The following is a 7,451-nucleotide window of genomic DNA, read 5'->3' as shown; positions in this document are numbered from 1 at the left end:
GGTGCGCCGTCACCGCGCGGCGGCGGCCGCCGATCTGGCGGCCCTCGCGGCAGCCGCGACGTGGACCCACGGCCCGGAGCCGGCCTGCGCCGCGGCCCGCCGGGTCGCGGCGGCCCAGGGGGCGGCCGTGACCGCCTGCACCGTCGGGGGCGAGGTGGCCGAGGTGGCGGCCCGCCCCGCGACGGGCCCTTTCACGCCGACGATCAGAGCCCGCGCGGGCCCGCCGCTGCCCCCCGACTGACCCGGACGGCCCCACCGCCTCACCCGGACGGCCCCGCCGCTGGCCGCCGCTTGATCCGGGCGGGCCCACCGCCTCACCCGGAGGGCCTCGCCGGTGCCGACTGCCTCACCCGGAGGGCCCCGCCGGTGCCCGCCGTCTGATCCGGGCGGGCCCGGCGTCGCCCGGCACCAGACCGCGGGCTCCGCGCAGACCGCCCCGGACCCCTGCCGGCGCGGACCGGTCCGGGCCGGCGGATCTGGCCGACGGCCGGTCGTCAGGGGGGTGGGGCCTGCGCGAGGAGGCGGGTCAGGAGGCGGATCGCGCCGCGTTTGTGGAGCGGTTCGTTGCCGTTGCCGCACTTGGGGGACTGGATGCAGGACGGGCAGCCGGCCTCGCATTCGCAGGCGGCGATCGCGTCGCGGGTCGCCGTCAGCCAGGCGCGGGCCGTGTGGAAGGCGCGCTCCGCGAATCCGGCGCCGCCCGGGTGGCCGTCGTAGACGAACACGGTCGGCAGGAGGGTGTCGGGGTGCAGCGGGACGGAGACCCCGCCGATGTCCCAGCGGTCGCAGGTGGCGAACAGCGGGAGCAGGCCGATGGAGGCGTGCTCGGCGGCGTGCAGGGCGCCGCCGAGGATCTCCGGGTTGATCCGGGCCGCGTCGAGCTGGTCCTCGGTCACCGTCCACCACACGGCCCGGGTGCGCAGGGTGCGGGGCGGCAGGTCCAGCTTGGCCTCGCCGAGCACCTCGCCGGTGATCAGTTTGCGGCGCAGGTACGAGACGACCTGGTTGGTCACCTCGACCGAGCCGAAGCAGAGCCGGGCCGGGCCCCACGGGATCTCGGTCTCGGTCTCCAGGACGGAGACGGAGGTGGTGTCGCGGGCGGTGGTCGAGAACGGCGGGCTGGACTCCTCGACCAGTGCGACCGAGTCCTCCAGGTCCAGCCGTTTCACCAGGTAGGTGCGGCCCTGGTGGAGGTGGACGGCCCCGTCGTGGACGGCGGTGTGGGCGGCGGACTCGTCCACGGTGCCCAGCAGGCGCCCCGTGGCCGCCTCGACGATCTGGACCGGGCGGCCGCCCCCGCCGCGGATGTCCGTCAGGTCCGAGGCCCGCTCCCGGCGGGTCCAGTGCCAGGCCGTCGCCCGGCGCCGGAGCAGTTTCGCCGCCTCCAGCTGCGGGACCAGCTCTGCGGCCGCCGGGCCGAACAGGGGCAGGTCCGCCTCCGTCAGCGGGATCTCGGCGGCGGCCGCGCACAGGTGCGGGGCCAGGACGTACGGGTTGTCCGGGTCCAGGACGGTGGCTTCCACCGGTTGGCGGAACAGGGCCTCCGGATGGTGGACCAGGTACGTGTCGAGCGGGTCGTCCCGGGCGATCAGCACGGCCAGCGCGCCCTGCCCCGAGCGCCCGGCCCGGCCCGCCTGCTGCCACAGGGAGGCCCGGGTGCCCGGGTACCCGGCGATCAGGACGGCGTCCAGGCCCGAGACGTCCACGCCCAGCTCCAGGGCGGTGGTGGCGGCCAGCCCGAGCAGCTCGCCGGAGTGCAGGGCCCGCTCCAGGGCCCGGCGCTCCTCCGGCAGGTAGCCGCCCCGGTAGGCCGCGACACGCCCGGGCAGGGACCGGTCCACCTCGGCGAGCCGCTCCTGCGCGATCACCGCGATCAGTTCCGCCCCGCGCCGGGAGCGGACGAACGCGACCGTGCGGACCCCCTGGACGACCAGGTCGGTCAGCAGGTCGGCGGTCTCGGCCGTGGCGGTGCGGCGCACCGGGGCGCCCTTCTCGCCCCGCAGCTCGGTCAGCAACGGCGGCTCCCACAGGGCGAAGACCACCTCGCCGCGCGGGGAGGCGTCGTCGGCCACCTCGGTGACCGGGACGCCCGTCAGCCGGGACGCGGCGGCCGCCGGGTCGCTCGCGGTGGCGGAGGCCAGCAGGAACACCGGATCGGAGCCGTAGCGGGCGCACAGCCGCCGCAGCCGGCGCAGCACCTGGGCCACGTGGGAGCCGAATACGCCCCGGTAGGTGTGGCACTCGTCGATGACCACGTAGCGCAGCGCGCGCAGGAAGGAGGACCAGCGGGGATGGGCGGGCAGGATCCCCCGGTGCAGCATGTCGGGGTTGGTGAGCACGTAGTTCGCGTACTGGCGCACCCATTCGCGTTCTTCCACCGGCGTGTCGCCGTCGTAGACCGCCGGCCGGACCGCGTTGCCCAGCGGGGCGGCGAGCTCCCGCACGGCGCGCCGCTGATCGGCCGCGAGGGCCTTGGTGGGGGCCAGGTAGAGGGCGGTCGTGCCGCGCCCGTTCGGGGCCTCGGCCCCGTCCGCGAGGGCGGAGAGGACGGGGGCGAGGTAGGCCAGCGACTTGCCCGAGGCGGTGCCGGTGGCGACGACCACCGACTCGCCGTCCAGGGCGTGCTCGGCGGCCGCGGCCTGGTGTTCCCACGGATGTTCGATACCCGCGGCCCGAATCGCCGCCACGACATCCGTTCGGATGCGGTCGGGCCAGACTGCATGACGGCCCTCCCGAGGGGGCAAGTGCTCCGTATGGGTGATGCGCGCAGGTCGGGAAGGCCCCCGTGAGAGCCGGTCCAGGACCGTGCCGGGAGTGGGTCGTGGGTCCTCGGGTGCCGTGGGCCGACCGGGACGGTGAGTATTGGCCATTGGAACCGAGTGTGTCACCGGCGTGCGGGACAATGGTCCGAAGGCGTCGTGCGCGCCTGCCGGTAAGTGATTGAATGCCATCGCGGCAGCCAATCCCTCCCCTGCCTACGGGTGGGGAGGCCCCTGGGGGGCGCCGCTCGATAGCAAGGTGCTGGAGGATCCGTGGACCTGTCCCTGTCGACTCGCACTGTCGGCGACCGCACGGTCGTGGAGGTCGGTGGCGAGATTGATGTGTATACCGCGCCCAAGCTGCGCGAGCAGTTGGTCGAGTTGGTGAACGACGGCAGCTACCACCTGGTTGTCGACATGGAGCGAGTGGACTTCCTCGACTCCACCGGGCTTGGTGTGCTCGTGGGAGGTCTCAAGCGCGTCCGTGCGCACGAGGGCTCGCTGCGTCTGGTGTGCAACCAGGAGCGCATCCTGAAGATCTTCCGCATCACCGGTCTGACGAAGGTGTTCCCGATCCACACGACGGTGGAAGACGCCGTCGCCGCCACCGACTGACGGCTTCGCCCCCCGGGGCGCCGTGAGGCGCCGCGGGGGAGCCGAGGAGCAGGAGCGGGGGCGCGGGCCGAAGCGGTCCGGGCCCCTGTAAGGCACGCCCGTAGTCCGAGGGGGACGCGCATGGCCATCGTTGAACTGCGCTTCAGCGCCCAGCCCGAACACGTCCGGACGGCCCGCCTCGTCGCGGCTGCCGTGGCGCGGCGGGCCGGCGTGGACGAAGCCGTGCTCGACGAGGTCCGCCTCGCCGTGGGCGAGGCCTGCTCGCGCGCCGTCGGTCTGCACCTCAGCAACGGTCTGACCGCGCCCGTCCGGGTGGTTCTGACCGAGGAGGAGAAGTCGTTCTCCATCGAGGTCGGCGACGAGGTGCCCGGACCGGCCGGCGGCCCCGAAGGCGCCGTGCCCGGGCTCGACGCCGCCCTGGACCCGGACACCGAGACCGAGGACGAGATGGGCCTCGCGGTGATCAGCGGACTCGTCGACGACGTCGAGGTGACGAGCGGGGAGGCCGGCGGGACCATCCGGATGAGCTGGCCCGTGTCCGGCGCGGCGGATCTCGCGTAGTCCGCGGCAGATCTCGCGTGGCCCGCGGCGCACCTCGCGTGGTCCGCAGCGGATCCCGCGTGGCCCGGCGGTCGCATCCATCCGCGTGACGCCATGGTCCGGAGATTCTTCCGATCTTAATCAAGGCCCTGCTGAGCAGGGCCTTTTTTCATACCCGTTCGGCATTTCCTAGATCGATGATCAGCCGTCAATGCCTTTGCCCCATTACTTCTTTCGGGGGTAATGGAGTGACGCGATCTATTGCTGAGGAGCAAGAGCAGGCCAATTCCGTTTCCTGCGCACTGTTTTGATCGGGAAGAGCTCCCTACAATCCGTCCACATCTTGAGCTCATCACGTCAAGGAGGACGAATGACGGGGCTCTTCACCCCCAACGCGCCGATCGGAAACTCCGATCTGGCAGCCGCAGTACTCACCGATGACAATCGGCTCATCGTCATGGTGATCGCGGCCGTGGCACTTGCCGCACTCGTCGTCGCGCAGATCCTGGTCCGCCAGGTCCTGGGCGCGGACGAGGGAACCGACAACATGAAGAAAATCGCCGCCGCCGTCCAGGAAGGCGCCAACGCCTACCTCGGCCGGCAGTTGCGCACCCTCGGCATCTTCGCCGTCGTCGTGTTCTTCCTGCTCTTCCTGCTTCCCGCCGACGACTGGACCCAGCGGGCGGGGCGTTCCGCCTTCTTCCTCGTGGGCGCCCTCTTCTCGGCGGCCACCGGCTACATCGGCATGCGGCTCGCGGTCCGCGCCAACGTCCGCGTCGCCGCCGCCGCGCGCGAGGCCACCCCCGCCGAGGGCGAGCCCGCCAAGGACCTGACCGACGTCGCGCACAAGGCCATGCGGATCGCGTTCCGCACCGGCGGTGTCGTCGGCATGTTCACCGTCGGCCTCGGCCTGCTCGGCGCCTCCTGCGTCGTCCTGGTCTACGCCGCCGACGCCCCCAAGGTCCTGGAGGGCTTCGGCCTCGGCGCCGCCCTGATCGCGATGTTCATGCGCGTCGGCGGCGGCATCTTCACCAAGGCCGCCGACGTCGGCGCCGACCTGGTCGGCAAGGTCGAGCAGGGCATTCCGGAGGACGACCCGCGCAATGCCGCGACCATCGCCGACAACGTGGGCGACAACGTCGGCGACTGCGCCGGCATGGCGGCCGACCTCTTCGAGTCGTACGCGGTCACCCTCGTGGCCGCGCTCATCCTCGGCAAGGCCGCCTTCGGCGACCTGGGCCTGGCCTTCCCGCTGATCGTCCCCGCGATCGGCGTCGTCACCGCCATGATCGGCATCTTCGCGGTCTCCCCGCGCCGCTCCGACCGCAGTGGGATGACCGCCATCAACCGCGGCTTCTTCATCTCCGCCGTGATCTCGCTGGCCCTGGTCGCCGTCGCCGTCTTCGCCTACCTGCCCGCCAGCTACAAGGACCTCGTCGGCGTCGAGAACCCCTCGATCACCAACCACTCCGGCGACCCGCGCATCCTGGCCCTGGTCGCCGTCGCGATCGGCATCCTGCTCGCGGCCCTGATCCAGCAGCTGACCGGGTACTTCACCGAGACCAACCGCCGTCCCGTCCGGGACATCGGCAAGTCCTCCCTGACCGGCGCGGCCACCGTCGTCCTCGCCGGCATCTCCGTCGGCCTGGAGTCCGCCGTCTACACGGCGCTGCTCATCGGCCTCGGCGTGTACGGGGCGTTCCTGCTCGGCGGTACGTCGATCATGCTCGCGCTGTTCGCGGTGGCCCTGGCCGGCACCGGCCTGCTCACCACCGTCGGCGTCATCGTCGCCATGGACACCTTCGGGCCCGTCTCCGACAACGCCCAGGGCATCGCCGAGATGTCCGGCGACGTCGAGGGCGCCGGTGCGCAGGTGCTGACCGACCTGGACGCCGTCGGCAACACCACCAAGGCCATCACCAAGGGCATCGCGATCGCCACCGCCGTGCTCGCCGCGGCCGCGCTGTTCGGCTCGTACAACGACGCCATCGCGGGCGCGATCAAGCAGGTCGGGGCCAAGGCGGGCGAGATGAACCTCAGCCTGGACATCGCCCAGCCCAACAACCTGGTCGGCCTGATCCTGGGCGCGGCGGTCGTGTTCCTGTTCTCCGGCCTCGCCATCAACGCCGTCTCCCGCTCCGCGGGCGCCGTCGTCTACGAGGTGCGCCGCCAGTTCCGCGAGCACCCCGGGATCATGGACTACACCGAGAAGCCCGAGTACGGCCGCGTCGTGGACATCTGCACCAAGGACGCGCTGCGCGAGCTCGCCACGCCCGGCCTGCTCGCCGTCCTGACGCCGATCGCGGTCGGGTTCTCGCTCGGCGTCGGCGCGCTCGGCTCGTTCCTCGCGGGCGCCATCGGCACCGGCACCCTGATGGCGGTCTTCCTCGCCAACTCCGGTGGTGCGTGGGACAACGCGAAGAAGCTCGTCGAGGACGGCCACCACGGCGGCAAGGGCAGCGAGGCCCACGCCGCGACCGTCATCGGCGACACCGTCGGCGACCCGTTCAAGGACACCGCGGGCCCCGCGATCAACCCGCTGCTCAAGGTCATGAACCTGGTGGCGCTGCTGATCGCCCCGGCGGTCGTGCAGTTCAGCTACGGCGCGGACACGAGCGCCACCGTCCGCGCGATCGTCGCGGTCCTCGCCATCGCCGTCATCATCGGCGCGGTGTACCTCTCCAAGCGCCGCGGCATCGCGGTCGGGGACGAGACCGAGGGCGAGGCGGCGACCGCCGAGCGGGTCACCCAGCAGGCCGACCCCGCGGCGGTCTCCTGACCTCAGGGGCGACCCCGGAAGGGACCCGGCGGGCCCATCCGGGCCCCGGACTCGACGGTGCGACTGAACGGCGGACAGGCGGCGCGGACTGACGCGTCGTCTGTCCGCCTTTGTGCGTGCCCGGATGGCGGACGTGTATCTTCCGGGGCCGAGAGCCTTCGAAGGGACCAATCCGGTGAACAAGAAGTTTGCGGCCGCGGTGTCCGGCGGTGCGGTACTGATGCTCGTGCTGTCCGGCTGCGGCGGTGACGACGGGGACGAGAAGGCCAACGCCTGGGCCAAGAAGGTCTGCGACAAGTGGCAGCCCGAGCTGAAGAAGATCGAGACCGCGAACGCGGACATCAAGCGGGTGGCGACCGAGAGCAGCAAGCCCCAAGAGGTGCAGACGACCGACTCGGCGGCGTTCGGGAGCATGTCCGGCGCGTACCAGGCGATGGGGACCGCCCTGCAGGGGGCGGGAGTTCCGCCGGTCAAGGACGGCCAGACGACCCAGGACGCCGCGGTCAAGGGCTTCGCGGCGACGTCCAAGGGCTACGCCGACCTGAAGACGAAGATGGAAGGCCTGGACACGTCGGACCAGACGAAGTTCGCCGCGGGCATCAAGGAGGTGGCCGACGGACTCGAGGCGGCCACCCAGGGCGGCAAGGACGCGCTGAGCACGCTCAAGACGGGCGGCCTGGACAAGGCGATCAACAGTCAGAAGGGCTGCCAGGTCACGGCGCCGTCGCCGGCGAAGTGAGGCAGGTGAGGCAGTGGAC

The 7,451-nt window shown here is 72.2% G+C and carries 6 protein-coding genes; 5 read left to right on the top strand and 1 reads right to left on the bottom strand.

Features of this window, described 5'->3' with window-relative positions; all coding sequences use genetic code 11:
- A partial coding sequence (locus ACFXA3_RS29070) for an Rv3654c family TadE-like protein (protein ID WP_385191481.1) occupies positions 1-241 on the top strand: 241 nt, incomplete at its 5' end.
- Between the two features lie 253 nt (positions 242-494).
- Here the strand turns inward: ACFXA3_RS29070 and ACFXA3_RS29065 are convergent.
- The gene (locus ACFXA3_RS29065) at positions 495-2,951 is read right to left on the bottom strand and encodes a DEAD/DEAH box helicase (RefSeq protein WP_385191480.1); all 2,457 of its coding nucleotides are present in this window, start codon (positions 2,949-2,951) and stop codon (positions 495-497) included.
- Positions 2,952-3,032: 81 nt separating this feature from the next.
- Here ACFXA3_RS29065 and bldG point away from each other — a divergent pair, with 81 nt between their 5' ends.
- From bldG to ACFXA3_RS29045, 4 genes are all read left to right on the top strand, one after another.
- Positions 3,033-3,374, top strand: coding sequence for an anti-sigma factor antagonist BldG (bldG, locus tag ACFXA3_RS29060; RefSeq protein ID WP_030152678.1), 342 nt, complete (start codon positions 3,033-3,035; stop codon positions 3,372-3,374).
- A gap of 120 nt (positions 3,375-3,494) precedes the next feature.
- Positions 3,495-3,935, top strand: a complete 441-nt coding sequence (locus ACFXA3_RS29055; protein WP_385191479.1) for an ATP-binding protein — start codon at positions 3,495-3,497, stop codon at positions 3,933-3,935.
- A 349-nt stretch (positions 3,936-4,284) separates the two neighbouring features.
- Entirely contained in the window at positions 4,285-6,693 is a 2,409-nt protein-coding gene (locus ACFXA3_RS29050; RefSeq protein WP_385191478.1) for a sodium-translocating pyrophosphatase, read from the top strand.
- Positions 6,694-6,868: 175 nt separating this feature from the next.
- Positions 6,869-7,432, top strand: coding sequence for a small secreted protein (locus tag ACFXA3_RS29045; protein ID WP_385191477.1), 564 nt, complete (start codon positions 6,869-6,871; stop codon positions 7,430-7,432).
- The last annotated feature ends 19 nt before the right edge of the window (positions 7,433-7,451 follow it).

This window comes from Streptomyces sp. NPDC059456, assembly GCF_042750055.1.
Classification (GTDB): domain Bacteria; phylum Actinomycetota; class Actinomycetes; order Streptomycetales; family Streptomycetaceae; genus Streptomyces.
Note: the sequence above shows the minus strand (reverse complement) of the source record. Positions and strands in the feature narration are given on the sequence as shown.